Here is a 25,772-nt window from a genome sequence, read left to right as displayed (position 1 = left end):
GAGCGTGTCTCTATCACGCCGCCGCAACTCTTTGTGTTTCACCCACCAGCCCGTCGGCGTGAACCCCGGTGACCAGCACCTCCAGCAAATCGCCCGGCTGGGTGCCCGCCATCTTGACCGGCACGAATTGCGCAGTGCGGCCCAGCCCGTTGCGCTCCATCAACACATGCTCGACGCGGCCGACCCGGCTGGCGCAGAGCTTGGCAAATTGCCGATCACCCGCCGCCCGCAGCAGGGTGGCGCGCTTGCGGGCGATTTTGCCGCTCACCTGCGGCATGCGCGCCGCCGGCGTGCCTTGGCGCGGCGAATAGGGAAAGACATGCAGGTAGGTCAGTTCCGCCTCGCTGACGATGGCCAGCGTATTGGCGAACATGGCGTCATCCTCGGTGGGGAAGCCAGCAATGATATCGGCGCCGAACACCATGTCGGGGCGCAACGCGCGCAGCTTGCCGACAATGGCCAGCGCATCGTCGCGACTATGGCGGCGCTTCATCCGCTTGAGAATCATGTCATCGCCCGATTGCAGCGACAGATGCAGATGCGGCATCAGCCGTTGCTCGCTCGCTACCACATCATACAGCGCTGCGTCGGCCTCGATGGAGTCGATGGACGAAATGCGCAGCCGGGGCAGGTCGGGCACATGGCGCAGAATGGCCTGGGCCAGCTTTCCCAGGGTCGGCGTCCCCGGCAGGTCGGGGCCATAGGAGGTGATATCGACCCCGGTGAGCACCACTTCGCGATAGCCATTGCCGACCAGCTTCTTGATCTGTTCGACCACCATGCCCATCGGCACCGAGCGCGACGGGCCACGGCCAAACGGGATGATGCAGAAGGTGCAGCGGTGGTCGCAGCCATTTTGCACCTGCACGAAAGCGCGGGTGTGCCCATCCATGCCCTCGATCAGATGGCCGGCGGTTTCCCGCACGCTCATGATGTCGTTGACCTGCACCTTGTCATTGAGGGGCAAGCCAAACACCAGCGGGGTGTAGCTTTCGGCCTGCATCTTGTCGTTATTGCCGATCACCAGATCGACTTCTGCCATGTCACCAAAGCTGCGGGCTTCGGTCTGGGCGGCGCAGCCGGTGACGATGATGCGGGCGTCGGGATGGTCGCGGCGGGCCTTGCGCACCGCCTGCCTGGCCTGGCGGACCGCCTCGGCGGTCACCGCGCAGGTGTTGAAGATGATGGCATTATCGAGCCCGGCCTTTTCGGCCTCGCGCTTCATAACCTCGGCTTCATAGGCGTTGAGCCGGCAGCCGAATGTCACGGTTTCGACAGCCATCAGGCCGCGACCTCGTTGCGCGCCCACAGGCCACTAGCCGGGTCGAGCGTGCCGGTCCATTCCAGCTCGGCCGGGCCGGTCAGCACCACATGGTCGTCATCGCGCCATTCGACGACGAGATCGCCGCCGGGCAGGGTGACGGTCGCCTTGCGGGCGGTGCGGCGGGTGCGCGCGCCATTGACCACGGCGGCGCAGGCGGCGGTGCCACAGGCTTCGGTCAGGCCGGCGCCGCGCTCCCAGGTGCGCAGGATGATCTTGTCCGGCGCCATCACCTGGGCCAGCGAAATATTGGCGCGCTCGGGAAAGATCGGGTGGTTTTCCAGCATCGGCCCGAAGCGGTCCAGCGCATAGTTCCACACATCATCATGCACCCAGAAAATGGCATGCGGATTGCCCATCGAGGCGACCGAGGGCGAATGCAGCACTGGCGCATCAATCGGCCCGATCTGCAGCTCGATCTTGCGGGTATCGGCAAATTCCTCGGCCAGCGGAATGTCGTACCAGGCGAATTTCGGCGTACCCATGTCGACGGTGATCTGGCCGTCAGCCAGCTCTTCGCCAAACAGAATGCCGGCAACTGTCTGATAGGTGAAATGCTTCTGCTCGCCCGCTGCGGCGAGGAACTGGGTGACGCAGCGCATGCCATTGCCGCAGGCCTGGGCGCTGCTGCCGTCCGAATTGATGATGTCGACATAGGCGACGGTGCCGGGCATGCGCGGATCATGGATCGCCATGATCTGATCGAATTTCGTGCCCTCGGCGGCATTGATGGCGATGGCGGCGGCGGGCGTGATCCGGTCAGCGCGGCCGCGCATGTCGGCCACGATAATCTGGTTGCCCAGCCCGTTCATCTTGAGAAACGGCGCGCCGCTCACTGGTCGCCTCGTCCGCGAGTGTTGGAATTGACCGCTATATGGCGGATGTAGCCCAAAATTGCCAGTGCGGCTGTTGGCATGGTTCCGCAGCCGCGCCTGCCGTGGCGTAACGGAAAAATACGCAGGAAAAAGCCTTCGAATTGTTTAGATTTGCGGGGGTTTCCGGCTTCATGGCGCTTTAACCAGGCGACCAGCTTGACCGCGCCAAAGGCCCGATTGTGCGCTAGCCTCCTGACAGAGGTTGAGGATCATCCCTCGCTGCCACCGTTTTCGGAGCCCAGCCCATGAACATGACCATGCTGACTGACCAGATCATCACGGACTGGCAGCCTCATTTTCCCTCACTGTTCGGCAATCATTCGCTGGCGCTGAGCCATAATCTGGCCAGCTCGCCGCTGTTCACCGACGCCGCGCTGGCGCAGTTGATCGACAACACGCCGCGCGAGGCCTACCACGTCAATTATTCGCAGAAGACGCCGGGCAATCCGCCCAAGCGCCGCGAAGGCGAGATCAAGGGCCTCTCCGGCCAGCAGGTCATCGACGTCATCAAGACCGGCAATATCTGGGTCAATCTCACCGCCCCGGCCAAGACCGATCCAGCCTATGGCGCGCTGCTCGATAGTCTCTACAGCGAATTCGAGGAACGGGTTCCCGGCTTCAAGAGCTACAAGCGCAACCTGACCATCCTGATTTCCTCGCCCAATGTGTCGGTGAAGTATCACTCCGACGTGCCGGGGCAGAGCCTGTGGCAGGTGCGCGGCACCAAGAAGCTCTATGTCTATCCGCCCTCCAAGCCGTTCATCAGCCAGCCGGCGCTGGAAAAGCTGATCCTGGGTCAGCTGCGCGAAACCGACATGCCCTATGAGCCCTGGTACGATGACTATGCCGAGACCCATGTGCTCGACGCCGGCAAGATGATCCACTGGCCGCTCAACGGGCCACATCGCGTGGTCAATGAAGGGATGCTCAACGTCTCCTTCACCACCGAGCACTGGACCGACGAGCTGCGCAAGCATTACGCCGTCAATTATGCCAATGGCATTCTGCGGGCCAGAACCGGCAAGCAGAACCTGTCGCAGCAGGTGACGGGCCTCAGCTATTATTCCAAGCTGGCGCTGGCCGGGCTGGTGAAATTCACCCCGCTCAATCCGCAGAAGCAGAAAATCTACAAGGTCGACTTCCAGGTCGATCCGAGCGCCCCCGAAGGCGTGCGCGACATTGAAGGCTATTCCTTCAGCAAATGAGCGTGCTCACGGCCCTTCCCTGCATCGAAGAGCGACGGCGTCCCGACGCCGTCGATCGCGTTTCCGCGCCGGGACATGGGCTGCACATCGAATTGGTGCAAACCCGCGAAGGGTTCGACGCCATCGCCCAACAATGGGCAGCATTGGAACTCCAGGTGGCCGGCGCCGTGCTGTTTCAGGGCAGCGGCTGGGCTCGTGCAATCTTCGATTTCGAGGCGGCGCGGGGCAATGCGGCCTTCGATCCGGTGGTGGTGACGCTCAGCGAGGGGCAGCGGCTGGTGGCGGTGCTGCCGCTCGAGCGCATCCGCACGCCGATGCGCATTGTGCTGGCGCCGCTCGGCCATGCCTTCAGCCAATATTCGGACGTGCTGATCGCCGACGGGCTCAACCCGCAAGAGACACTGGCGCGGCTGCTGCGCGCCGCCATCAAGGCTGCGCCCTGCGATGCCGTGAGTTTCCTCAAGGTGCGCAGCGATAGCCAGTTGGCCCGGGCCATGCCGGAAAATCACCTGGTCACCGGCGCCGCGCAGGGCGCTCCCTATGTGGCGCTCAGCGACTTTGCCGATTACGAGGCCTATTTCCAGACCATCAAGCCCAAGACGCGCAAGAATATGCGCAATGAGCGCAACCGGCTGGAGCGCGACGGCGCGGTGACCCACCATGTTGCGGCCAATGCAGGCGAGACGCTGGGCGTGGTCGAGCGGACCCTCTCCGGTCGCGCCAATCGCCTGCGCGAGCAGGGGCTGAGTTCGCGGGCCTTCAGCAATAATGCCTTCACCGAATTCTGCACCGGCCTGCCCGGGCGGCCCGATCTGACGCTATTGGCGATGTCGCTGCAGCATCAGGGCGAAAAGCTGGCCGAGCAGTGGGGCTTCGTGCACCAGCAGCGCTATTATGCCTTCGTCGCCAGCCGCGATTTCGGCCATTCCGAGGATAGCCCGGGCAAATTGCATCTGGGTGAAGTCATCCATGCATGCGCCGATCGCGGCCTGGTCGGGGCCGATCTGATGGTGCCGGTCATGCCCTATAAGCTGACCTGGGCCACCGAAGTGGTGAGCGTGACTGACTACGCCCTGCCCGTCACCCCGCGCGGCGTGCTGGTGCTCAATGTCTGGGACAAACGGCTGCGCCCCGCGCTCAAATCCGCCATGCTCGGCATGCCCCGCTGGCTGCGCAGCCTGCTGCTGCGCGTCGCCGGGCGGAATTTGTAGGGCCAATGTCGCAGTCGACACCCTCCCCCTTGCGGGGAGGGATCAAGGGTGGGGGTGGATTGGCCACAATCATCGGGGCTCCCACACCCCCTCCCAACCTCCCCCGTCGAGGGGGAGGTGCCGTCCGGTGCCCAGCCCCACGACCCCAATTCCTGCTTTTTCTTGACTCCCGCCCTGCCTTCCCCTACACCGCACGCCATTCATCAGGCGTAAGCTCCTGACCAGCCGACCGGGACCCCTAGGGTATAAACCGATCCCGGAGGCCAACATCCGCCAGCGCGTTGCGCCCGCGGGTGGGTTTGGCGTTTGCGTGGATGGATCCTATGTCTAGCGGGATATTCCCGCTGCGAAGGACCAGAAATATGTTCGAGAGCCTTTCCGACCGGCTTGGCAAAATCTTTGATGGCATCCGCGGTCGCGGCGCGCTCAGTGCAGCCGACGTCGATGCCGCCATGCGCGAGATTCGCCGCGCGCTGATCGAGGCCGACGTCTCCCTCGAAGTCGTTCGCGCCTTCGTCGAACAGGTGCGCGAACGCGCCGTCGGCGCCGAGGTCACCCGTTCGGTGACGCCGGGCCAGCAAGTGGTCAAGATCGTCCATGACGAGCTGATCGCCGTGCTCGGCTCGGACAGCGTGCCGATCGATCTCAATGCCAAGGCCCCCGTCACCCTGCTGATGGTCGGCCTGCAAGGCTCGGGCAAGACCACCACCACCGCCAAGATCGCCAAGCGGCTGAGCGAGCGGAACAAGAAGAAAGTCCTGCTCGCCTCGCTCGATACCCGCCGTCCGGCCGCCATGGAGCAGCTGCGCGTGCTGGGCGAACAGGTCGGCGTCGATACGCTGCCCATCGTCGCATCCGAAACCCCGGTGCAGATCGCCCGCCGCGCCGAGCGCGAAGGCCGTCTCGGCGGCTATGACGTGCTGATCCTCGACACTGCTGGTCGCACCCATATTGACGACGAGCTGATGGCCGAAACGGTCGCCATCAAGGACATCGCCAACCCGCATGAAATTTTGCTGGTGGTCGATGCGCTGACCGGTCAGGACGCCATCAATGTGGCGCGCTCCTTCGATGGCCGCCTCGATATCACCGGCATCGTGCTGACCCGCGTCGACGGCGATGGCCGTGGCGGCGCGGCTCTGTCGATGCGCGCGGCGACCGGCAAGCCGATCAAGCTGATCGGCGTCGGCGAAAAAATGGATGCGCTGGAGGATTTCCATCCTTCGCGTATCGCCGACCGTATTCTGGGCATGGGCGACATTGTCTCGCTGGTCGAAAAGGCCGCCGAACACGTTTCGGCCGAAGACGCCCAGAAGATGGCCAAGAAGCTCAAAAAGGGCTCCTTCGACCTCGACGACCTGCGCGGCCAGCTGTTGCAGATGAAGAAGATGGGCGGCATGGGCGGGCTGATGTCCATGATGCCGGGCGTTGGCCAGATGAAAAAAGCCATGGCCAATTCCAACATCGACGAGAAGGTGTTCGATCGCCAGATCGCCATCATCAATTCGATGACCAAGAAAGAGCGGGCCGCGCCCGACCTGCTCAATGCCAGCCGCCGCAAGCGCATCGCCGCCGGCGCGGGTGTGGAAGTCAGCGAGATCAACAAGCTGGCCAAGCAGCACCGTCAGATGGCGGACATGATGAAGAAAGTGTCCAAGGGCGGCATGGGCGCCCTGGGTGGCATGTTCGGCGGCAAGATGGGTTCGATGATGGGCGGCATGCCCGACATCTCCAAGATGGACCCGGCCCAGCTCGAGCAGATGGCCCGTCAGGCCGGCCTCGACCCCAACCAGCTCAAGGGCCTGCCCGGCGCCCAGCCGCAACTGGCCGAGAAACTGCCGACCGATGTCGGCGCTTTGTTCAAATCCGCCGGATCGGGTCTGCCCGGTCTGGGCAGCGCTCCCCGTTTCCCTGGCCTTCCCGGCCTGGGCAAGAAGAAATAGTCGTTCAACCAAACTCAACTCAAGGATACCAAAATGGCCCTCAAGCTCCGTCTCGCCCGTGGTGGCACCAAGAAGCGCCCATTCTACCACATCGTCGTCTCCGATGCCCGTTCGCCCCGCGATGGCCGCTTCATTGAGAAGCTGGGCACCTTCAATCCGCTGCTGGCCAAGGACAATGAAGGCCGCATCGTGCTGAACACCGAGCGCGCCAAGCATTGGCTCGGCGTTGGCGCCCAGCCGACCGACCGCGTGCTGCGTTTCCTCGACGCCGCCGGTCTGACCAAGCGCGACGCACGCAACAACCCGAACAAGGCCAAGCCGGGCGAGAAGGCCACCCAGCGCGCTGAAGAGAAGGCCGCCAAGGCTGCGGCCATCGAAGAAGCCAAGAACGCGCCGAAGGAAGCTCCGGCCGCTGAAGAGACCGCTGCCGAATAAGTTTTGGCCGCTGAATCACAAAAGCCCCGGTGCGCAAGCGCCGGGGCCTTTTTTATTTATCCATCCCAAAACTCGATGTCATCCCGGCCTTGAGCCGGGACCCATCCTGAGATCGTGCCCCCGCCGCAAGGTGGCCCACGATCTCCATTCCACCGTCATTGCCGGGCTTGTCCCGGCAATCCATCGCACCGCTGGCGCGATGGCAGATGGACCACCGGGACAAGCCCGGTGGTGACGACAGTGGTAAGTCGGCGTCTTAGGCCTTCAACTTCGCCAAAATCGCTGCGCCCATCTCTTCCGTGCCCACAATCTTGCGATTGTCCTGGGCGATATCGCCGGTGCGCAGCCCGTCGCTGAGCACGGCCGAGATGGCGTTTTCGATCCGCGTCGCCAGTTCGATCTGGCCGAAGGAGTAGCGCAGCGCCATCGCCACCGAAGCGATCATGGCGATCGGGTTGGCAATGCCCTTGCCGGTAATATCCGGGGCCGAGCCGTGTACCGGCTCGTAGAAGGCCTTGCGCTTGCCGGTCACCGGATCGGGCGCACCGAGCGAGGCGGAGGGCAGCATGCCGAGCGAACCGGTCAGCATGGCGGCCACGTCCGACAGGATGTCGCCGAACAGATTGTCGGTCACCATCACGTCGAACTGCTTGGGATTGCGCACCAGCTGCATCGCCGCGTTATCGGCCAGGATGTGGTGCATTTCGACATCGGGATAGTCCTTGGCGACGCCCTTGACCACTTCGTCCCACAGCACGCCGGACCTCATCACGTTCTTCTTGTCGGCCGAGTGCACCTTGTTGTTGCGGGTGCGGGCCAGATCGAAGGCGACGCGGGCGATGCGGTCGATTTCGTAGGTTTCGTAAACCTGGGTATCGATGGCGCGCTTCTGGCCATTCTCCAGTTCGGTAATGGTCTTGGGCTCGCCGAAATAGACGCCGCCGGTCAGCTCGCGCACGATCAGGATGTCGAGGCCTTCGACCAGCTCGCGCTTCAGCGAGGAGGCATCGGCCAGCGCCGGGTAGCAGATGGCGGGACGCAGATTGGCGAACACGCCCAGTTCCTGGCGCAAGCGCAGCAGCGCGGCTTCGGGGCGCTGCTCATAGGGCACGTCATCCCATTTCGGGCCGCCCACGGCGCCAAAGATCACCGCATCGGCGGCCTTGGCCTTGGCCACGTCCTCATCGGTGATCGCCACCTGATGGGCATCATAGGCCGTACCGCCGGCCATGCCGCGATCGGTCGAGAAATCGGTGAGCTGCTCGGCATTGGTCCAGGCGATCAGCTTTTCGACTTCGACCATGATTTCATGGCCGATGCCGTCGCCCGGCAGCAGGAATAGGGAATGAGTGGCCATGATCGGTCCTTACCGTACTGGTGGTTACGCTTCGATAGGGCGACATAGCGTCTTTTTCACGCGCTGCGCAAGCCGGACGCGCATGGGCCGAAAAAATCGAAGTTTTCTAGCGGCGGATTTAGCAAGTCTTTACGACCGCAATGCTTGTTTGCCCGCCACTAAAGCGTTGGAGAGCCTAGAAAATGTTGAAGCGCCGTGCCACCATCTCCCTCTTGGCTCTCCTGGCGGCCTCGCCGTCGGCACTGGCGCAGGATGCCGGCGCGCTGGCGCTAGGCGAAATGCCGATCTGGGTGCGCTATCCGGCGATTGCGCCCGATGGCGAAACCCTGAGCTTCACCTATCGTGGCCGCATCTTCGTGGTGGATGCCGAGGGTGGGCTGGCCGTGCCGCTCACCGCCAACGGCACCTATAGCCATGGTGCGCTGTGGTCGCCCGACTCGGAAAAGCTGGCTTTCGCCTCCGATCTCAATGGCGATGACGACGTCTATCTGACCGATTTTTCCGGCACGCTGCAACGCATGACCTGGTCTTCGGCCAGCGAGATCCCCACCAGTTTCGCGCCGGATGGGCAGTCGATCCTTTATACCGCGCTGCGGTTGGGCGATGCCGAACAGAGCGTGCAGGGCGCCCTGTCGGGCAAGCCACAGCTGCATGCCGTCGATATCGGCAGTGGCCGCGAGGGGCTGGTGCTGCCCAATCTGGCCGAGCAGGCGCAGTGGAACCGCGAGCAGACGCGGCTGGTCTATAGCTACAATCCCTCCATCGATCCGGAAGACCGCCAGCATCGCGTCGCCGCCAATGCGCGCCAGCTCTGGATCTATGATCAGGTGAGCGGGAGCCACCAACCGCTGTTCCCGGTGGATGGCATTGACCGGCACAATCCGGTCTGGAGCGCCGATGGCACGGCGCTGTATTATCTTTCCGAGGCCTCGGGCTGGCTCAACGCCTGGCGGCTCGATCTCGCCTCGGGCGAGGAGGTCCAGCTCACCCACTATGAAGGCGACCCGGTGCGCGACCTGTCGGTGGCCGATAACGGCACGCTGGCTTTTGCCTATCGCGGTCGCATCCATGTCATGCCCGCCGCGGCGAGCGAGGCCCGGCCCATTGAGGTGCTGACGCTGGAGCAGCGCGCCAGCCGGCAGGACAATTTCTATGCCGGCAGCACCCGCGAATTTGCCTCCTCGCCCGATGGCGAGCATTTCGCGCTCATCGCCAATGCCGATGTGTTTATCCAGGATGTGGCGGGCACCTTCCGCCAGCTCACCGCCACGCCCGGCGCGGAAAAGAACATCGCCTTTTCCCCCGATGGGGCGATGCTGGCCTATGCCGCGCAGCGCGACCATCAATGGAGCATTTATGGCGTCGACCTGCGGCCCGATGGCGATAGCGGGCTCGAGCCGCGCTATGAGGAAATCCCCCTCTATCGCCCCGAAACCGGCAATGCCTATCAGCCGGCCTTTTCGCCCGATGGACGCAAGCTCGCCTTCATCGCCGACCGTCGCGAGGTCCAGGTGCTCGATCTGGAGAGCGGCGCGGTCCAAAAGCTGTTCGGCGAGGCCGACTATAATTCGACCTATAAGGATGGCGATCTGGGCTTCAGCTGGTCGCCCAGTTCCGAGGAATTGCTGGTCGACTGGCGGGCCATTGGCGGCGGCGATATTCGCCGGGTCGCCATCGTGCCGGCCGATGGCAGCGCGCCGGCCCGGCCCATCGGTGCGGTGCCCAATCTTTACAACGGCTTCTGGAGCCTCGACGGCACCCAGGTGCTCGGCCTCACCTCGCTCTACAGCCTGCGCGATGCCCAGCTTTGGGCCCAGGGCACCGAGCTCTACCGCATCTTCCTGTCGGAAGAGGCGCGGCAGGATTTCCTCGATACTGTCGAGGGGCTGGGGGGCGCCTATGGCGAAGCCGAGGATGGCACGCCGGTGGTCCGGCGCTACGCGCTGGACGGCTTCCGGCCGCAGCAGCTGGAAGGACGGCTGACCCATGGGCTTGACGGCGTCAGGCTGGTCGAGCCGCTGCCCGATCTCAATAGCCTGCTGGTGGTAGCGGCGGTCGATGAGGATAGTTACGCGATCAATGTCGTCAGCCTGGTGGATGGCAGCGTCAGCACCATTGGCGGTTTCGATGCGCCCGATCTGCAAGCGCTGACCTATGTGCCCGATCTGGGCGCGCTCGACGCCAAGCTGGCCGGGCACATCAGGCGCATCCCGCTGGCGGCGCCGGATCAGGCTGACATCATCGCTTCCAATCTGTTCTATGCGCGTGACGCCGATGCGGCGCGGCTGGCCGGTTTCGAGCAGGCCTGGGCCGATGTCGAATACCGTTACTACGACAGCGGCCATGAGGGGCGCGACTGGGCGGCGATCGGCGAAAAATACCGCAATTATCTCGGCTCCATCGCCAGCGACCGCGAATTGCGCGAGCTGATTTCGGCCATGTATGGCGAGCTGTCGGCCTCCCATATGTTCACCGGCTATCGCGGGCGCGAAGCCGAGCGGCAGGATCTTGGCAACACCAATGACGCGCTGGGCGTCTATCTGGACCATGGCTATGAGGGCGCCGGCCGTCGCGTCGCCGCCATCCTGCCCGGCGGTCCGCTCGACCGCCGCGCCATCGATATCGCGCCGGGCGATATCATCACCTCGATCAATGGCCATCCGGTGCCGGAGGCCGGCGGGCTCGACCGGCTGCTCGCGCTCAATGTCGGCCGTCCGGCTCTGGTAGGGGTCAATGATGGGGAAACCCAGGAGGAGCGCTTCTATTCGGTCAAGCCGATCGATCAGCTTGAGGAGACGGCGCTGGCCAAGACCCGGCTGATCGATGCGCGGCGCGAAATGGTGGCGCGGCTCTCCAACAGCTGCATCGCCTATCAATATGTGCCGAGCATGGACACGGCGTCCTATCTCGACCTGCTGGGCAATCTCACCGCCCAGCGCGGCATCGCCAAGGCAGCCTTGATCGATGTGCGCTCCAATGGCGGGGGTAATCTCACCCGCGAGCTGATCACCCTGCTGAGCGGCAAAGCCTATTCGACGCTGGGGCTGGAGGGCGGCCCGACCGAAATCGAGCCCAATAATCGCTGGGTCTGGCCCAGCGCGGTAGTGGTCGACAGTTTTGGCTATTCCGATGGCTCGGTGTTCCCCCAGGCCTATCAGGATAGCGGCATCGGCAAGCTGGTGGGCGACACGGTGCTCAATACCGGCACGGCGGTGGATTATGTCTCCAGCCCCGTGGTGCCCGGCCTCGTCTATGGCATTCCGGTGCTGCCCAACAAGCGGCTGGACGGCCGCTATTACGAGAACAACGTCATCGCGCCCGAACTGCATGTGCCGTTCAGCCCCAATAGCGCGGGCCTCAATACCGACCCGCAAATCGAGGCGGCAATTGCCGCGCTGATGGACGAGCTGGGCGACGGCGTCGATTGCCGACTGCCGTAAACCGGCAACAAAAAAGGCGCCCGTAAGGGCGCCTTTTTCATAGTGAGCGTCGCGGCTGGTCAGCCGGCGAAATAGGACTGGGTGCCATGTGCCTCGATGGCGGTGGCGAGACGGCCAAGGGCATGGATATAGGCAGCCGAGCGAACCGAGACGCCGCGGTCGCAGGCGATGGTCCAGACTTCGCGGCCTTCGCGTTCCATCATCTTCTTCAGGCGCGAATGGATTTCTTCCAGGTCCCAATAGAAGCCCTGGCGGTTCTGCACCCATTCGAAATAGGAGACGGTAACGCCGCCGGCATTGGCCAGAATATCGGGCAGCACGGTCACGCCCATATCGGCGAGGACCTTGTCGGCTTCGGCAGTGACCGGGCCATTGGCCAGTTCCAGAATCACCTTGGCCTTGATCGAGGCCGCATTGTTGATGGTGATCATTTCTTCCAGCGCCGCCGGCACCAGCAGATCGACTTCAACGCCGAGCAGGTCGTCGGCGGGGATGATGGCGGCATCCAGTTCGGCGGCCATTTCGGTCACCCGGCGGCCGGCATTCTTGCCGGCGATCAGCTTGGCGACGTCCAGCCCGGCGGGGCGGTGAATGGCGCCATTGGAATCGGAGACGGCAACGATCTTGTTGTTGTCGGCGGCCGAGAGCTGGGCATAAAACTGCCCGGCATTGCCAAAGCCCTGAATGGCGACGGTGTGGTCACGGGCGAGGCCCAGCTCGCTCGCCAGATGGCGCACCAGATAGAAGCCGCCGCGCGCGGTGGCGTCATTGCGGCCAAGCGAACCGCCCAGCGCGATTGGCTTGCCCGTAATGACGGCCGGCGTCACGCTGCCGGTGATCTGGTTATATTCGTCGGCCATCCAGCCCATGATCATGGCATTGGTATAGACGTCCGGCGCCGGAATATCGCGGTCGGGACCGACGGTGGAGGCGAAAGCCTGCATATAGGCGCGCGACAGGCGCTCCAGCTCGGTGCGCGACAGCGTGCGCGGATCAACCCGCACGGCGCCCTTGCCGCCGCCATAAGGCAGGTTCATCACGGCGCATTTGAAGGTCATCCAGAACGCCAGCGTCTCGACTTCCTCGATGGTGCTGTCGGGATGGAAACGGATGCCGCCCTTGGTGGGGCCGCGCGTGTCGTCATAGCGGCAGCGCCAGGCCAGGAACGACTTGCGCGAGCCGTCATCCATGCGGATCAGCAGGCGGGTCTTGGTGGTCTCGCGCGGATATTTGAGTTTCTCGATGACATCCGGATCGATCTGGAGATGGCTGGCCGCCTCTTCGAGGCGGACAAGGGCGCGATCAAGCAGGTTGTCGTCGGTCATGGCGGATCCTTTGCGCGGGAATTTGGGCAATATGCACAAATATGGGGCGCATTGTGTGCCACGGCGGCTTTCTTAGGTCAATAAGGCTGACATTAAATGCTGCTTTGCTGTCCAATATGCCTATTGACCGGGCACGGGCTAGCCGTGCAGATGGTTTCGCTGCCCGATGAGACCCCATGTGCTGACTTCCGCCGCCTTGCCCGACCTGCTGATTAATGCGGACGACTACGACCGGGTGTCGTCGCTGGTCGAGCGGGCCTGCGAACAGCTGCCCTATGTCGCCGCCTATCTCGAACGCGAGCTGAACCGCGCCGCCGTCTGCGCGCCCTGGGACAAGGCCGGGGTGTCGATGGGGGATCGGGTGATGTTCCGCCTCGATGACGAGCCGCTGACGCGGCTGGGTCGGCTGAGCTATCCCAATCGTCCGTTCGGCGAAAAAGGCAATGTCACGATTCTGGGGGCGGTGGGCGCGGCGCTGATCGGCATGAAGCGCAATGCCAGCATCGAATGGCTCGATGGCGAGCGGCTGCGCACGCTGACCGTGCTGGATTACGGCTGGTAGGGTTAGACAAAGCCATTGCTGTCGAACAGCACCCAGAAGGTCAGCACATTGGTCAAAGCATGGGCAATGGCGGTCCAGAATACCGAGCCGCTGCGCCAGGCGATCCAGCTCCACAGCAGCGCCAATGCCGCCGCGCCGCCGACCAGCGCCAGTGCGCCACCATCAAAAATCAGGCCATGACTGAGCAGCAGCGGCACATGCCAGGCGTTGAACAGGACCCAGCTCAGCCAGAAGCCCAGCCGTCGCCGCTCGGCAAAGCGGGTGAGAAACCCGCCGCGCCAGGCCGCTTCCTCCAAGGGTCCATTGATCACCCCGATCAGGGTGGCGAGCATCGCCCCATGCGTGGTCAGCAGCGCGGTGTTGGGCACAAAGGCCACCAGCGCGACAATCCCAACTTGGATCAGCAGCAAGCCCGGCACGAACCAGTCGCGCCAGGCCAGCCGCTCCGAAAACAGCCTTCCGTCATGACGTTTCCAGGCATGCCAGAAGATGACCGGCAGGCAGAAGCCGAGCCAATAGATCACCAGGGTCAGCAGGAACCCGCTCGGGCCGCCCAGTTGCAGGGTCAGCGCCGGTACGATGAGCACCATGGCGGCAATCAGCGCCATGGCATGCAGGACGAGGGCGATCTGGGAACGGCTCATAAAGGCTCGGCGGCTGCGGACAATCGCCGGCATTGAGTCAGAAGATGGCGGCTGGAGCAATGGCGCTTACGGCGGGCAGGGCGTTCTCCCACCCATAATCGCTACGCTTCAGCGGCGCTAATGCATGTCGCGGCGCGTCACCAGCTCGAAATCATCGGCCACGGGATCAACCTTGAGCGCCAGATGCTGGCGGTCGAGTTCGGCCAGCCAGGCCGTCCACGAGCAGGGGCTCATGCCGTCATCCTGGCTTTCCATCTGCGCCTTGTCGGGCTTCTGGAAGCTCAGCTTGAGCAACGCCCGTTCTTCCCCGAACCGGTTGCGCACCCGGGCAATCGCCGGAATGCCGTGTCGGTCGGTCACCCAGTTCTGGATGTCGCGGTGTCGTGTCAGTGTGTGGTTTCGGGTCATGCTGGCCTCCCCGCCATGGATGCTGCTCACAAGCGCAACGATAGCTGAGCCCCACAGGTTCCGGCTAGAGGTTAACCATTAAGTTTGCGCAGCAGCTTTTCCACCCGCTGGCGCTTGCTGTCCTGCACGATCTTGCCCAGCCGCCCGGTAAGCAAAGCCACAAATCCCGGGTGTTCCGCAGGCGGAATCACCGGGGCCATGGCCTCGGCATAGCTCGGAAACTGGTTGGGCGCGGCATGCTTGAGCCGTTCAAGCAGGATCGGCACCACCTTGTCGCCATAGCCGGCGCGGGCCAGCTTGATCAGGATCGAGTTGCAATGGTCCTTGGCGATCACCGAGCCCCGATCGGCGGCCTCGATGATGGCCGGCAAGTCGGCCACCAGCGCCTCGGCGCGTTGCTCGGCCACGGCGTCGAGCGCCGTCATGGCGCCCCATACCGTGCGATTATTGGCGCTTTTGAGCGCGTCGATGAAAACCGGGCATTCGCCCCCGATCAGCTCGGGCCGTCTGGCGCCGATTTCATACAGCACCTTGAGCGCGTCATTGGCCTGCCGGGCCGAGCCGGAGCGCACCGCCCCGGCCAGTTCGGCGACAGCCGCGCTGTCGCCGGAGGCCGCGATGGCAGCGGCCAGTTCGACATTGGGCCCTTCGTCGCGACGGTCGAGAGCCCCTGAAAGTTTGTCGAGCACGCTCATGGCAGGCCTCCTGACGGCGCCTTAAGCCTCGATGGCCACGTCCAACGCCAGCGTCACCATTTCCTTGAGCGAGGTCTGGCGCTCATTGGCGTCGATCTCTTCCTTGGTGATCAGGCAGTCGGTCATGGTGCAGATGGTCAGCGCCTTGACGCCAAAGCGCGCCGCCAGAGTATAGAGCGCCGCGGCTTCCATTTCGACGCCGATAATGCCGTGCGCGGGCAGGGCGCCATAGCCTTCCAGCCCCGGCTCGGCATGATAGAAAATATCGCTGCTCAGCATATTGCCGGCATGGAAGCGCATGCCCTTTTCTTCGGCCTTGTTGGCGGCAGAGCGCAGCAGACCGAAATCGGCGATCGGGGCGAAATTATATGGCCCGAAGCGGTCGCGCACGATGGCGCTGTCGGTGGTGGCGGCCTGCGCCAGCACCAGATCGCGCACCTTGACCTTGGCATTGAGCCCGCCGCAGGTGCCGACGCGGATCAGCGTCTTGAGCCCATAGACGTTGATCAGCTCATGCACATAGATCGACAGCGAGGGCTGCCCCATGCCGGTGGCCTGCACCGAAACCTTCTTGCCCTTGTAGGTCCCGGTATAGCCCAGGCAATTGCGCACCGAATTGACCAGCTTGGCGTCATCGAGAAAATTCTCGGCAATCCACTTGGCGCGCAGCGGGTCGCCCGGCAGCAACACGGCCTCGGCATAGTCACCCTGCTTGGCGTGGTTATGGGGGGTCATCTTGATCTCCTCGGTTTTTGTCCAGTTGGTCAAATCAATGGCATTGCCGCTCGCCAATGACAACAGACGGCTGATGCCTTGACCTTGCCTTGCCTGCGGTCCATCTACGTTTCCAGCAATGGAGTGACGCAATGGTTGCCAAGATTTTCATCGACGGGGAAGCCGGAACCACGGGTCTGCAGATCCGCGAGCGCCTGGCCGGCCGGCGCGACCTGGAGGTGCTCTCCATCGCCGCCGACAAGCGCAAGGATCAGGACGAACGCCAGCGGCTGCTCAATGCGGCCGATGTGGCGATCCTGTGCCTGCCCGATGATGCGGCCAAGGAAAGCGTCAGCCTGATCACCAATGGCACCACGCGCGTCATCGACGCCTCCACCGCCTATCGCGTCGATCCGGACTGGACCTATGGCTTTGCCGAAATGGACCAGCGCCAGAGCGCGGCCATTGCCGCCGCCCGCTTCGTCTCCAATCCGGGTTGCTGGCCGCAGGGCCTGATCGCCAATATCCGCCCGCTGGTCGAGGCTGGCCTGCTGCCGGCCGATAGCCGGCTCACCTATAACGGCATCAGCGGCTATAGCGGCGGTGGCAAGGCGATGATCGCCGACTACGAAGCCGCCGGCCCCTCGGCCAGCCACTTCATGCCCTATGGCTTGATGTTCAATCACAAGCATGTGCCGGAAATGACGGCCTATCCCAAGCTGACCCACGCGCCGCTCTTCGTCCCCAGTGTGGGCGATTTCGCGCAGGGCATGGCCAGTTTCGTGCCGCTGCAGCTCGGTGATCTCGCCAGCGTGCCGACCGGAAAACAGCTCCACGCGGCTTTGGCCGATCACTATGCCGCCATCCCCGACAGCTTCGTCACCGTCGCGCCTTTCGAGGCGACTGGCCGCGTCGAGGCCCTCGATCCGCAAACCAATAACGGCACCAACCAGCTGACGCTCTACGTCTTCGCCAATGACAGCCTGGCCCAGGCCTTGCTGGTGGCGGTCTATGACAATCTAGGCAAGGGCGCCTCCGGCGCCGCCGTGCAGAACCTCAATCTGATGCTCGGCGTCGACGCCAAGGAAAGCCTGGCGGCATAGCCGCCGGGGGGCGAGCCGAACGCTTTCCCGTCTTCCCGACTTGACCCCGCGCCTGCTTATGCGCGATGAACCGGCCAAAGCGAGGTTTTCCAGCCATGGACAAGTTCACCACCCTGACCGGTGTCGCGGCACCCCTGCCGATCATCAATATCGACACCGACATGATCATCCCCAAGCAGTATCTCAAGACCATCAAGCGGACGGGTCTGGGGACGGCGCTGTTTTCCGAGATGCGCTATCATGAAGATGGCACGGAAAATCCCGATTTCGTGCTGAACAAGCCGGGCTATCGCAATGCCACCATCATCGTGGCCGGCGACAATTTCGGCTGCGGTTCCAGCCGCGAGCATGCCCCCTGGGCGCTGCTCGATTTCGGCGTGCGCTGCGTCATCTCCACCAGCTTCGCCGACATCTTCTACAATAACTGCTTCAAGAACGGCATTCTGCCGCTGGTCGTTACCCCCGAGCAGCTCAAGCTGCTGCTGGACGATGCCGAGCGCGGCTCCAACGCCACGCTGACCGTCGATCTGGAAAGCCAGACCGTCAAGGGTCCGGATGGCGGCACCATCCATTTCGATATCGATCCGAGCCGCAAGCAGATCCTGCTCGAAGGCCTCGACGATATCGCCGGCACGCTGAAGTCCGATCCGTCCATCTCGGCCTTTGAAGGCCAGATGGCCACCGACCGGCCCTGGCTCTAAGCCTGTCCCAATCAACCCCGCCAGTTCAGCTGGCGGGGTTTTTTCATTCCCGAAACCACCCACCCCCAAAAGGCCCCATCATGGTGCAGCGCGTTTCCACCGGTTCCCCCTTTGAAGCCACCTTCGGCTATTCCCGCGCCGTGCGGCATGACGATACCGTCTATGTCTCGGGCACCACCGGCTATGATTACGCCACCATGACCATGCCCGACGATATCGGCCAGCAGGCGGCCAATGCGCTGGCCACCATCGACAAGGCGCTGCGCGAAGCCGGCTCGTCCATTCAGGACACCGTGCGCGTGGTGTATTATGCAGGCGACCGCGCTGACGTCGACGCGGTGGTGAAGGCCGTCGGTCCGGTGTTCAAGGACATCCGCCCCGCCGCCTCGATGCTGATCGTGCAGATGATCGAAGCCGGCATGAAAATCGAAATCGAAGTCACCGCCCGCATCGGCGCCGCCAACTCCTAGGCCGACAACCCACTCGTCCGAGTCAGCGCCGCTTCATCACCCGTCGACACCCGGTCACGGCCATTGGCCTTGGCGTGGTACAGGGCGGCGTCGGCCCGCCGCAGCAGGTCCGACAGGCTGTCGCCCGGCACCAGCTGGGCCACGCCGAAACTGGCGCTGGCCTGGCGGTTGCTGCCGAGATGGGCCAGCGACAATCCGGTAAAGCCGCTGCGCACCCCCTCGGCATAAAGCCGCGCCATCGCCAGATTGGCGCCGGGCATGAACACGGCAAATTCCTCGCCGCCGAGCCGGCCGACCACGGCGCGCGTATCGGCGGTGGCGGTCAGCACATTGCCAAAGGCGGTGATCACAAGGTCGCCGGCCTCGTGGCCAAAACTGTCATTGATCGTCTTGAAGTGGTCGAGGTCGGCCACCACCATGGCGCCGGGCGTGCCGCGGCGCAGCAGCCGGCTGGCGCGTTCCTCGAAGCCACGCCGGTTGAACAGGCCCGATAGCGTGTCGGTTTCCGACCGCGCGGTCATTTCGGCCATGACGTCACGGACAATGATCAGCAGAGTCAGCAGGCCGTTGGTAATGAGCAGCACGGCCCCCAGCGTCTGCGAATAGGCGGCATAGTTGGACGCCAGATAGTCTTGCGGCGCGGCCCCGGAGCCGATCGCCATCGCCATGATCGGCTTGGCCAGGAAGTGCAGCGCCACGCCGAGGTAAAGGCAGAACAGGGCGATATCGAGCGCGCGTTTTTTGGGCAGCCGGCTGAGTACGGCAATGCCCACCACCTGCACCAGGAAATACGGCAGCTGGTAGAGCAAATTGCGCAGGGCGCTTTCGCGCTCCATGTCGAGAATCGAGAGGTTGAGCAGGAGCGATGCGCCGATCAGGGCCAGCAGCGGCCGCCAGGGCGGAACCAGCCGATAATGATGGGCGAGACCGATCACGCCACTGGCCAGCGCGATCAGGAAGACTGCGAAAATGCCAAAGCTGACCAGGCGATGGTCATCCTGATAGGGCAGGATGAATTCGAGCACCATGTAAAGGGCGCCGAAGCCATAGGAAAACGCCAGCCAGCGCGCCCCGATGGCCGAGCGCTGATAGGCTGCCACGACGCCGAAGGCGGTGGCAAAGATGCCGGCAACAAAAAGATTAATGGCAAGCACGAAGGCTGCGGCACTCATAAAACCAGTCCGTGGTCAGATGGCGCCGATCCTAGCGTTCAGGGGCAAAACGAGACGTTAACAGGGCGGGAGTTTGTGGGGCGACTGAGCGATAAGTCACTGCGCGATCAGTCTGCCACCCTCCCCCTTGCGGGGAGGGAGAGCGAGATAGGACTTAGCCCTTGCTAAGTCCGTGATCGAGCCGGGAGGGGGTGCGAGAGCCCCGATGTCCGGGCCAAACCACCCCACCCTTGATCCCTCCCCGCAAGGGGGAGGGTGTCGACTGCAACAACAATGCCAAGCGGGGTGACACGGTGGGCGCCTAGCGCCCCGCCACCCTAAACGCCTCGCCGATCAGCGCATAGCTGCGCCGACGCAGTTCATAGCTATGCACCGTCGTGGTGATCATCACCTCGTCGGCCTCACAGGCTTCCGCCTTTTCCGCAATCGCGTCGCGCACCGTTTCGGGCGAGCCGACAATCCACAGCGTCGACTGGTGATCGATGACATTTTGCTGCTGCGCGGTCAGCACCCTTGCATGGGCCTCTTCGGGGGCCATCAGCTTGCGCTGCTCGCCGGTGGTGAACAGCGCCCAGCTCACCGCCTGCGAATGCGACAGATATTGCGCCTCCTCGTCGGTCGGCGCGCAGATGGCCGAGACACAGAGCATGGTTTTGGGCTTGGGAAAGGCGTCGCTCGCCATGAAGCCATAGCGATAGGCTTCAAAGGCCGGGGCCGGCGGGGTGTGGCTGAAATGGGCGGCAAAGGCGTAGCCCATGCCCAATTGTCCGGCCGCCTGGGCACTGGCGCCCGACGAGCCGAGCAGCCACATCGGCGGCAGACGCACCCCGCCCGGCGACACCGGCACCCGCGAATAGGGATGCTCGGGCGGAAAACTGTCTTCGTCAAACGCCATCAGCTCGGCCAGATAGGCGGAAAATTCCTCGCCGCCGCCACTGCGCAAGGCGCGCATGGCATAGCCATCGCCACCCGGCGCGCGCCCGAGGCCGAGATCGATACGGCCGGGAAACAGCCCTTCCAGCGTCCGATAGGCCTCGGCGATGCGCAGCGGCGCATGGTTGAGCAGCATGACGCCACCGGCGCCGATGCGCAGGTTTTTGGTATGGGCAGCGGCGCTGCCGATGAGGATTTCCGGCACTGACGAGGCAATGGAGGGCATGCCGTGATGCTCGGCATACCACAGCCGCTGATAGCCCAGCCGGTCAGCTTCCTGCGCCAGCAGAATGGTTTCAGCCATCGCCTGGGCGGTGGTGGTGCCTTCGGCAATCGGGGCGAGGTCCTGCAGCGACAGGGCAAATTGGGCGGCCATGGCAATTTCCTTTTGGAGCAATCGCGGCGTTCTATCGGCAAAATGCGATGAAAGCGAGATGGCAATCTTGGCGCGGTAACCTCTGATTCATTGCAATTTGAATCAAACCTTGCCGATCCGGCTCCGGCGCGCTCAATCGCAGATTGACGGCAAGGAGCCAAAGCCATGCGTATGTTCTGCAAGCGAATTGGCCTGATCGTGGCGCTGCTGTTGCTGGCCGTGCCAGCGGCGCAGGCCCAGTTCAATTTCCTGCCCGAAGTCCGCGCCGGCATCTTTTCGCGTGGCGTCGATGGCGGTGGCCCGCTGCTCGATGCCAACCGCATCGGCGACGCCAATGTCGAGCTGCTGTTCGCCGTGCCCGATCTCAATGCCTGGACACTGATCGGCGAGCTGCGCCCGCATCTGGGCGCGACGATGAGCTTTCGCGGCCAGGATTCTTATGGCTATGCCGGGCTGAGCTGGACCTTTCAGGCGCCGGTGCTGCCGGTGTTTGTCGAAGCCAGCGCCGGTGGCGTGCTGCGCAGCAGCATGTTTTCTGCGCCCGAGAATGATCCGGCGCGCAATTTCGGCTGCGGCGTCGGCGCCCGCGTCGCCGGCAGCGTCGGTCTCAACCTGCCGCTGGGCACCTCGCTGATCGGCACCGTGGAACATCTGCCCGATTTCGGCACCTGCGGCACGACCCGGGCCAATACCAATGTCGGCGTGCGGCTGGGCTTCCGGTTTTAGGTTTTTGCCGCCGAGGATGCAGCGGGCCTGTGAGCTTGCCCCACCCTCGATGTCACCCCGGCCTTGAGCCGGGGCCCATCCCCCGATCACGCCAAGAGTATCCATCTCAGGATGGGTCCCGGCTCAAGGCCGGGATGACACCGCGTTTAAATGCAGGTGCTTGCAAAAACCCCTAGGCCGCCTGGCCGGCTGCCCAGCCTGAGGCCCAGGCCCATTGGAAATTATAACCGCCGAGCCAGCCGGTCACGTCCACCACTTCGCCGATGAAATAGAGGCCGGGCACGTCGCGCGCGCCCATGGTCTTGGCGTCGAGATCGCGCGTATCCACCCCGCCCAGCGTCACTTCGGCAGTGCGATAGCCTTCCGAACCCACGGGCTTGAGCGTCCAGCGCTTCAAAATCGCTTCGACAATGGCCAGCTTCTTGTCGGAAAAATCGCCGATCATGCCGCCCATATCCAGCTCTTCGCCGAGCAATTGCGCCAGCTTCTTCGGCAGCATCTGGCTCAGCACCGTCTGCACCTGCAGCCTTGGCGTCGCCTGCCGCGCCGCGCGCAGCGCCTCGCCGGCGTCCTGATGCGGCAGCAAATCCACCGCAATGGCGTCGCCCTCGCGCCAATAGGAGGAAATCTGCAAAATCGACGGGCCGGACAGGCCGCGATGGGTGAACAGCAGCGCTTCCTCGAAGGCGGTCTTGCCATGGCTGACAATGGCGTCGGCGGCGATGCCGGAGAGCTGCTTGAGCTTTTCCAGTGCGCCGGTCTCAAAGGTCAGCGGCACGAGGCCCGGCCGTGTGTCGGTCAGCCGCAGGCCGAATTGGGTGGCGAGCTGATAGCCCAGCCCGCTGGCGCCCATTTTCGGAATGGATTTGCCGCCGGTGGCGACAATCAGGCTTTCCGCCGTGATCGACGAAGTCGAGAGCGCGATGGCAAAGCCGGTCTCCTCGCGGCTGACGCTTTCGACAGAGGTTTCCAGCACCAGCGTCACCCCGGCGCGGCGCATTTCGCCCAGCAGCATGGTGTTGATCTGGGTGGCCGGGCCATCGCAGAATAATTGCCCCAGCGTCTTTTCGTGGAAGGTGATGCCGTGGTCGCGCACCATGGCGATGAAGTTTTCCGGTGTATAGCGGCTGAGCGCCGACAGCGCGAAGCGCGGGTTCTGGCTCAAAAACCGGTCGCGGCCCTTCTCGATGGTGGCGTTGATATTGGTGAAGTTGCAGCGCCCGCCGCCCGAGATGCGGATTTTCTCGCCGGCATATTTGCCGTGGTCGACCAGCAGCACGCTGCGGCCGCGCCGCCCGGCCTCGATAGCCGCCATCATGCCGGCCGCACCGGCGCCAAGGATCACGACATCATAATGGGGCATGGCTTGGTCCTGCGTTGGCGACAGGGTGGCTCTTAGTCGAAGTGCCACACCGTGCCAATGGTGACCTTGCTGGTGCTCGGCCCGCTGACCCCGGTCAGGCCCGGCGCGCCATCAATGCGGCCAAGCAGCAGTGCCTCGCCGCGCAGGCTCGCCTGCCCCCACAGCGCATATTCGACGCCGCCGCCAAACACATAGGCGCCGCGGCCCTCGACCAGCCCTAGCCCGCCCGCCACATAGGCCAGCACGCCGTCGGTGGGCACGACGCCGATGTGCGCCAGCCCCAGCACGTCGAGCCCGGCATCGCCCGACGTATCGAAATTGAACCCGAGCTGGGTTTCGATACCGGCGCGGAAGCTGTCATTGAGGGCGTAATTATAGCCGGCCAACCCGCCCATCTCGAAGCGGCTCAAATGCCAACCCCAGCCGTAATCATCGAAGAAGTTGAATTGCGGGTCGGTCAGGCCGCCAATATTGATGCCGGCATAGGGACCACTGAAGTCGGTTGCCGGCCCACTGTTGAAGCCGGTGGCAGCCGCCCCGCCATCGAGCTGCCAGAGCAGGCCCGAGGTGATGCGCATCGCCGAAATGGCGGGAATGTCATTGCCATTGGGCACCGGGCCGAGCTGGCCGATGCCGGCCGCTTCGAGCCGCAGCGCCATGGCGTCGGTCACCATCACTTCAGCGCCGATACCGGCCTCGAAGGCCCAGCTTTCGCCGAGATGGCCGACGCCACCCAGCAGATAAATCAGGCTATTGTCGCCGGCGGCAAAGCCGAGCCGGGCCAGCGCCATGGCGCGCAGATAGGTCGCGTTGGAAAAGTCAGTGGCGACCGTCGCCTGTAGCTCAGCGCCTAGGATCACCCCGGGCGCGACGGGCTGGTTCCAGCCGATCACCGCGCCAAGTTCGGGGCGGATGTCGGCGCCGGCGCTGTTGAAATTATTCTTGCGCGCCGAAATCGGACCGAGCAGTACGCCGGCATAAAGCCCGTCAAAGGCGCTGGGGGCGGTGAAGTCGGCCGTCAGCTGGGGGCTGAAATACAGCGCGTCCTGGCCATGGGCGCCGCTCGCCAGCAGCGCCGTCGCCATCAATGCCCCTGCAATCGCGCCAGCCCGCATCGCCCTATCCTCGCACGTTCCGCCATTTCGGCGCGGAAGCCGCTAATGCCGCAACAATTTTGTTCCTTAACACCGTCTTAACAGAGCCGCTGTTGCAAATCAGCACCATTGCGCCGCCGGCCCGGCAATTGCATTGACTCTTTCCTATTACGGAGTATGAGAACTCCTGCTTTCCAACCGAAGCAGTCAATTGATGCGCAGCTTTTTCGACATTGCAGACCCTGCAACCGCCCGGCCACTGGCCGGTGGCGTCGCTGCCCTCATGACCAAAACCACCAAAACCGCCTGACGCTTGTCCCCGGGTCGTCTCCCGACGGGGAGAGGCGAAGGCACCGGATGGCCGCGACGCTACGTCGCGCGGGGGCGGAAATTGGTTAGGAACTGGAGTTCAAAAATGGGTTATCGCGTCGCTGTCGTCGGGGCCACGGGCAATGTGGGCCGGGAAGTTCTCAATATTCTGGCGGAGCGCAAGTTCCCCGCCTCCGAGGTGATTGCGCTGGCGTCGTCGCGCTCGATCGGCCGGGAAATCTCCTATGGCGACAAGATACTCAAGGCGAAGAACCTTGATGATTTCGACTTCAAGGGCGTCGATTTCGCCATTCTGTCGGCCGGCTCGACCATCGCCAAGGATTGGGGCCCGCGCATTGCCGCCACCGGCTGCATCGTCATCGATAATTCCAGCTTCTGGCGCTATGATTCCAATGTGCCGCTGATCGTGCCAGAAGTGAACGGGCCGTCGCTCGCCAAGTGGCTGGCCAATCCGAACCGCCTCAACATCATCGCCAATCCCAATTGCTCAACCGCCCAGCTGGTGGTGGCGCTCAAGCCCCTGCATGACTTCGCCAAGATCAAGCGCGTCGTGGTCTCGACCTATCAGTCGGTGTCGGGCGCCGGCAAGGAAGGCATTGACGAGCTGTGGAACCAGACCAAGGGCATTTTCGTCAATGACAGCCCGGGCAATGGCAACAAGTTCCCCAAGCAGATCGCCTTCAACGTCATCCCCCATATCGACGTCTTCATGGAAGACGGTTCCACCAAGGAAGAGTGGAAGGTGATGGCCGAAACCAAGAAGATTCTCGATCCCAAGATCAAGGTGACCTGCACGGCCGTGCGCGTGCCGGTGTTTGTCGGCCATTCCGAAGCGGTCAATATCGAGTTCGAAAATCCGATCACCGTCGATGAAGCGCGCGACGTGCTGCGCGAAGCGCCCGGCGTTGCGGTGATCGACAAGCGCGAACCGGGCGGCTACGCCACCCCGGTCGAGAGCGTCGGCGATAACGACACCTTTGTCAGCCGCATCCGCGAAGACGTCACCATCGAGAACGGCCTCAATATCTGGGTCGTCTCGGACAATCTGCGCAAGGGCGCGGCGCTCAACACCATCCAGATCGCCGAAACCCTGATCGAACTCGGCCTCAAGCCCCGCGCGGCCTAAGCCGCCGACGGCGCACTTCCCTTCTCCCCTGAGGGGAGAAGGTGGCCCGATAGGGCCGGATGAGGGGTTTAGCCTCACGGCTTCTGCCGATGGGCCTTCACCCCTCACCCCAACCCTCTCCCCTGAGGGGCGAGGGGGCGAAAGAGCCGACGATACCAAGTGGGTGTGAAACGCGCTAAGGCTACTCCAGCGGCGGTGCTGAATGGTGCCGCCCACCCCCCCCCACCTCAGCCCTCCCCATAA

General features: G+C 63.6%; 23 protein-coding genes. 11 read left to right on the top strand and 12 right to left on the bottom strand.

Features of this window, described 5'->3' with window-relative positions:
- Positions 1–13: 13 nt before the first annotated feature.
- Positions 14–1,282, bottom strand: a complete 1,269-nt coding sequence (gene mtaB / locus ACX3OW_RS01740; RefSeq protein WP_459094014.1) for a tRNA (N(6)-L-threonylcarbamoyladenosine(37)-C(2))-methylthiotransferase MtaB — start codon at positions 1,280–1,282, stop codon at positions 14–16.
- Positions 1,282–2,133: a diaminopimelate epimerase gene (gene dapF / locus ACX3OW_RS01735; protein ID WP_459094782.1), complete on the bottom strand. Its 852-nt coding sequence runs from the start codon at positions 2,131–2,133 to the stop codon at positions 1,282–1,284. Before dapF ends, mtaB begins: the two co-directional genes overlap by 1 nt.
- Positions 2,134–2,441: 308 nt before the next feature.
- Here dapF and ACX3OW_RS01730 point away from each other — a divergent pair, with 308 nt between their 5' ends.
- From ACX3OW_RS01730 to rpsP, 4 genes are all read left to right on the top strand, one after another.
- Entirely contained in the window at positions 2,442–3,401 is a 960-nt protein-coding gene (locus ACX3OW_RS01730) for a hypothetical protein (RefSeq protein WP_459094013.1), read from the top strand.
- A gap of 2 nt (positions 3,402–3,403) precedes the next feature.
- Positions 3,404–4,612, top strand: a complete 1,209-nt coding sequence (locus ACX3OW_RS01725; RefSeq protein WP_459094012.1) for a GNAT family N-acetyltransferase — start codon at positions 3,404–3,406, stop codon at positions 4,610–4,612.
- Positions 4,613–4,974: 362 nt separating this feature from the next.
- Positions 4,975–6,555: a signal recognition particle protein gene (gene ffh / locus ACX3OW_RS01720; RefSeq protein ID WP_459094011.1), complete on the top strand. Its 1,581-nt coding sequence runs from the start codon at positions 4,975–4,977 to the stop codon at positions 6,553–6,555.
- Positions 6,556–6,588: 33 nt separating this feature from the next.
- Complete coding sequence (gene rpsP, locus ACX3OW_RS01715; RefSeq protein WP_459094010.1) at positions 6,589–6,990, top strand: 30S ribosomal protein S16; 402 nt, start codon at positions 6,589–6,591, stop codon at positions 6,988–6,990.
- Between the two features lie 256 nt (positions 6,991–7,246).
- Here rpsP and leuB read toward each other — a convergent pair whose 3' ends face one another.
- Positions 7,247–8,347, bottom strand: coding sequence for a 3-isopropylmalate dehydrogenase (leuB, locus tag ACX3OW_RS01710; protein WP_459094009.1), 1,101 nt, complete (start codon positions 8,345–8,347; stop codon positions 7,247–7,249).
- A gap of 182 nt (positions 8,348–8,529) precedes the next feature.
- Between leuB and ACX3OW_RS01705 the strand changes: the two genes are divergently transcribed.
- Positions 8,530–11,787 (top strand): S41 family peptidase, encoded by a 3,258-nt coding sequence (locus ACX3OW_RS01705; RefSeq protein ID WP_459094008.1) that lies wholly within the window; start codon positions 8,530–8,532, stop codon positions 11,785–11,787.
- 59 nt (positions 11,788–11,846) lie between these two features.
- On the opposite strand, the gene ACX3OW_RS01700 is transcribed toward ACX3OW_RS01705, so the two are convergent.
- On the bottom strand, positions 11,847–13,112 hold the full coding sequence (locus ACX3OW_RS01700) for a Glu/Leu/Phe/Val family dehydrogenase (protein ID WP_459094007.1): 1,266 nt from the start codon (positions 13,110–13,112) through the stop codon (positions 11,847–11,849).
- A 178-nt stretch (positions 13,113–13,290) separates the two neighbouring features.
- Here ACX3OW_RS01700 and ACX3OW_RS01695 point away from each other — a divergent pair, with 178 nt between their 5' ends.
- Positions 13,291–13,674 (top strand): hypothetical protein, encoded by a 384-nt coding sequence (locus ACX3OW_RS01695; RefSeq protein WP_459094006.1) that lies wholly within the window; start codon positions 13,291–13,293, stop codon positions 13,672–13,674.
- Between the two features lie 2 nt (positions 13,675–13,676).
- On the opposite strand, the gene ACX3OW_RS01690 is transcribed toward ACX3OW_RS01695, so the two are convergent.
- The 4 genes from ACX3OW_RS01690 to deoD form a co-directional block, all read right to left on the bottom strand.
- On the bottom strand, positions 13,677–14,318 hold the full coding sequence (locus tag ACX3OW_RS01690) for a CPBP family glutamic-type intramembrane protease (RefSeq protein WP_459094005.1): 642 nt from the start codon (positions 14,316–14,318) through the stop codon (positions 13,677–13,679).
- Between the two features lie 117 nt (positions 14,319–14,435).
- Positions 14,436–14,726 carry a hypothetical protein gene (locus tag ACX3OW_RS01685; RefSeq protein ID WP_459094004.1) on the bottom strand — a complete coding sequence of 97 codons (291 nt, stop codon included), beginning with the start codon at positions 14,724–14,726 and terminating at the stop codon, positions 14,436–14,438.
- Positions 14,727–14,797: 71 nt separating this feature from the next.
- Positions 14,798–15,421 (bottom strand): hypothetical protein, encoded by a 624-nt coding sequence (locus ACX3OW_RS01680; protein WP_459094003.1) that lies wholly within the window; start codon positions 15,419–15,421, stop codon positions 14,798–14,800.
- Between the two features lie 21 nt (positions 15,422–15,442).
- On the bottom strand, positions 15,443–16,156 hold the full coding sequence (gene deoD / locus ACX3OW_RS01675) for a purine-nucleoside phosphorylase (RefSeq protein WP_459094002.1): 714 nt from the start codon (positions 16,154–16,156) through the stop codon (positions 15,443–15,445).
- Between the two features lie 131 nt (positions 16,157–16,287).
- On the opposite strand from deoD, the gene argC reads away from it, so the two are divergent.
- The 3 genes from argC to ACX3OW_RS01660 all read left to right on the top strand — a co-directional run bounded on the left by argC (position 16,288) and on the right by ACX3OW_RS01660 (position 18,409).
- Positions 16,288–17,238, top strand: a complete 951-nt coding sequence (gene argC, locus ACX3OW_RS01670; protein ID WP_459094001.1) for an N-acetyl-gamma-glutamyl-phosphate reductase — start codon at positions 16,288–16,290, stop codon at positions 17,236–17,238.
- A 95-nt stretch (positions 17,239–17,333) separates the two neighbouring features.
- Complete coding sequence (gene leuD, locus ACX3OW_RS01665) at positions 17,334–17,939, top strand: 3-isopropylmalate dehydratase small subunit (protein WP_459094000.1); 606 nt, start codon at positions 17,334–17,336, stop codon at positions 17,937–17,939.
- Positions 17,940–18,019: 80 nt separating this feature from the next.
- Positions 18,020–18,409 (top strand): RidA family protein, encoded by a 390-nt coding sequence (locus ACX3OW_RS01660; protein ID WP_459093999.1) that lies wholly within the window; start codon positions 18,020–18,022, stop codon positions 18,407–18,409.
- Here the strand turns inward: ACX3OW_RS01660 and ACX3OW_RS01655 are convergent.
- Positions 18,406–19,581, bottom strand: coding sequence for a GGDEF domain-containing protein (locus tag ACX3OW_RS01655; RefSeq protein WP_459093998.1), 1,176 nt, complete (start codon positions 19,579–19,581; stop codon positions 18,406–18,408). The two genes, ACX3OW_RS01660 and ACX3OW_RS01655, sit on opposite strands and share 4 nt — an antisense overlap.
- A gap of 301 nt (positions 19,582–19,882) precedes the next feature.
- Complete coding sequence (locus ACX3OW_RS01650; RefSeq protein WP_459093997.1) at positions 19,883–20,890, bottom strand: LLM class flavin-dependent oxidoreductase; 1,008 nt, start codon at positions 20,888–20,890, stop codon at positions 19,883–19,885.
- 165 nt (positions 20,891–21,055) lie between these two features.
- On the opposite strand from ACX3OW_RS01650, the gene ACX3OW_RS01645 reads away from it, so the two are divergent.
- A complete protein-coding gene (locus ACX3OW_RS01645; protein ID WP_459093996.1) occupies positions 21,056–21,616 on the top strand; it encodes a hypothetical protein in 561 nt (186 codons plus the stop codon).
- A gap of 172 nt (positions 21,617–21,788) precedes the next feature.
- On the opposite strand, the gene ACX3OW_RS01640 is transcribed toward ACX3OW_RS01645, so the two are convergent.
- Both ACX3OW_RS01640 and ACX3OW_RS01635 read right to left on the bottom strand, forming a co-directional pair.
- A complete protein-coding gene (locus tag ACX3OW_RS01640; protein ID WP_459093995.1) occupies positions 21,789–22,979 on the bottom strand; it encodes a BaiN/RdsA family NAD(P)/FAD-dependent oxidoreductase in 1,191 nt (396 codons plus the stop codon).
- A 32-nt stretch (positions 22,980–23,011) separates the two neighbouring features.
- Positions 23,012–24,094 (bottom strand): hypothetical protein, encoded by a 1,083-nt coding sequence (locus ACX3OW_RS01635; RefSeq protein ID WP_459093994.1) that lies wholly within the window; start codon positions 24,092–24,094, stop codon positions 23,012–23,014.
- 394 nt (positions 24,095–24,488) lie between these two features.
- Here ACX3OW_RS01635 and ACX3OW_RS01630 point away from each other — a divergent pair, with 394 nt between their 5' ends.
- A complete protein-coding gene (locus ACX3OW_RS01630; RefSeq protein ID WP_459093993.1) occupies positions 24,489–25,529 on the top strand; it encodes an aspartate-semialdehyde dehydrogenase in 1,041 nt (346 codons plus the stop codon).
- The last annotated feature ends 243 nt before the right edge of the window (positions 25,530–25,772 follow it).

The sequence above is a fragment of the Devosia sp. A449 genome, assembly GCF_054489375.1.
Note: the sequence above shows the minus strand (reverse complement) of the source record. Positions and strands in the feature narration are given on the sequence as shown.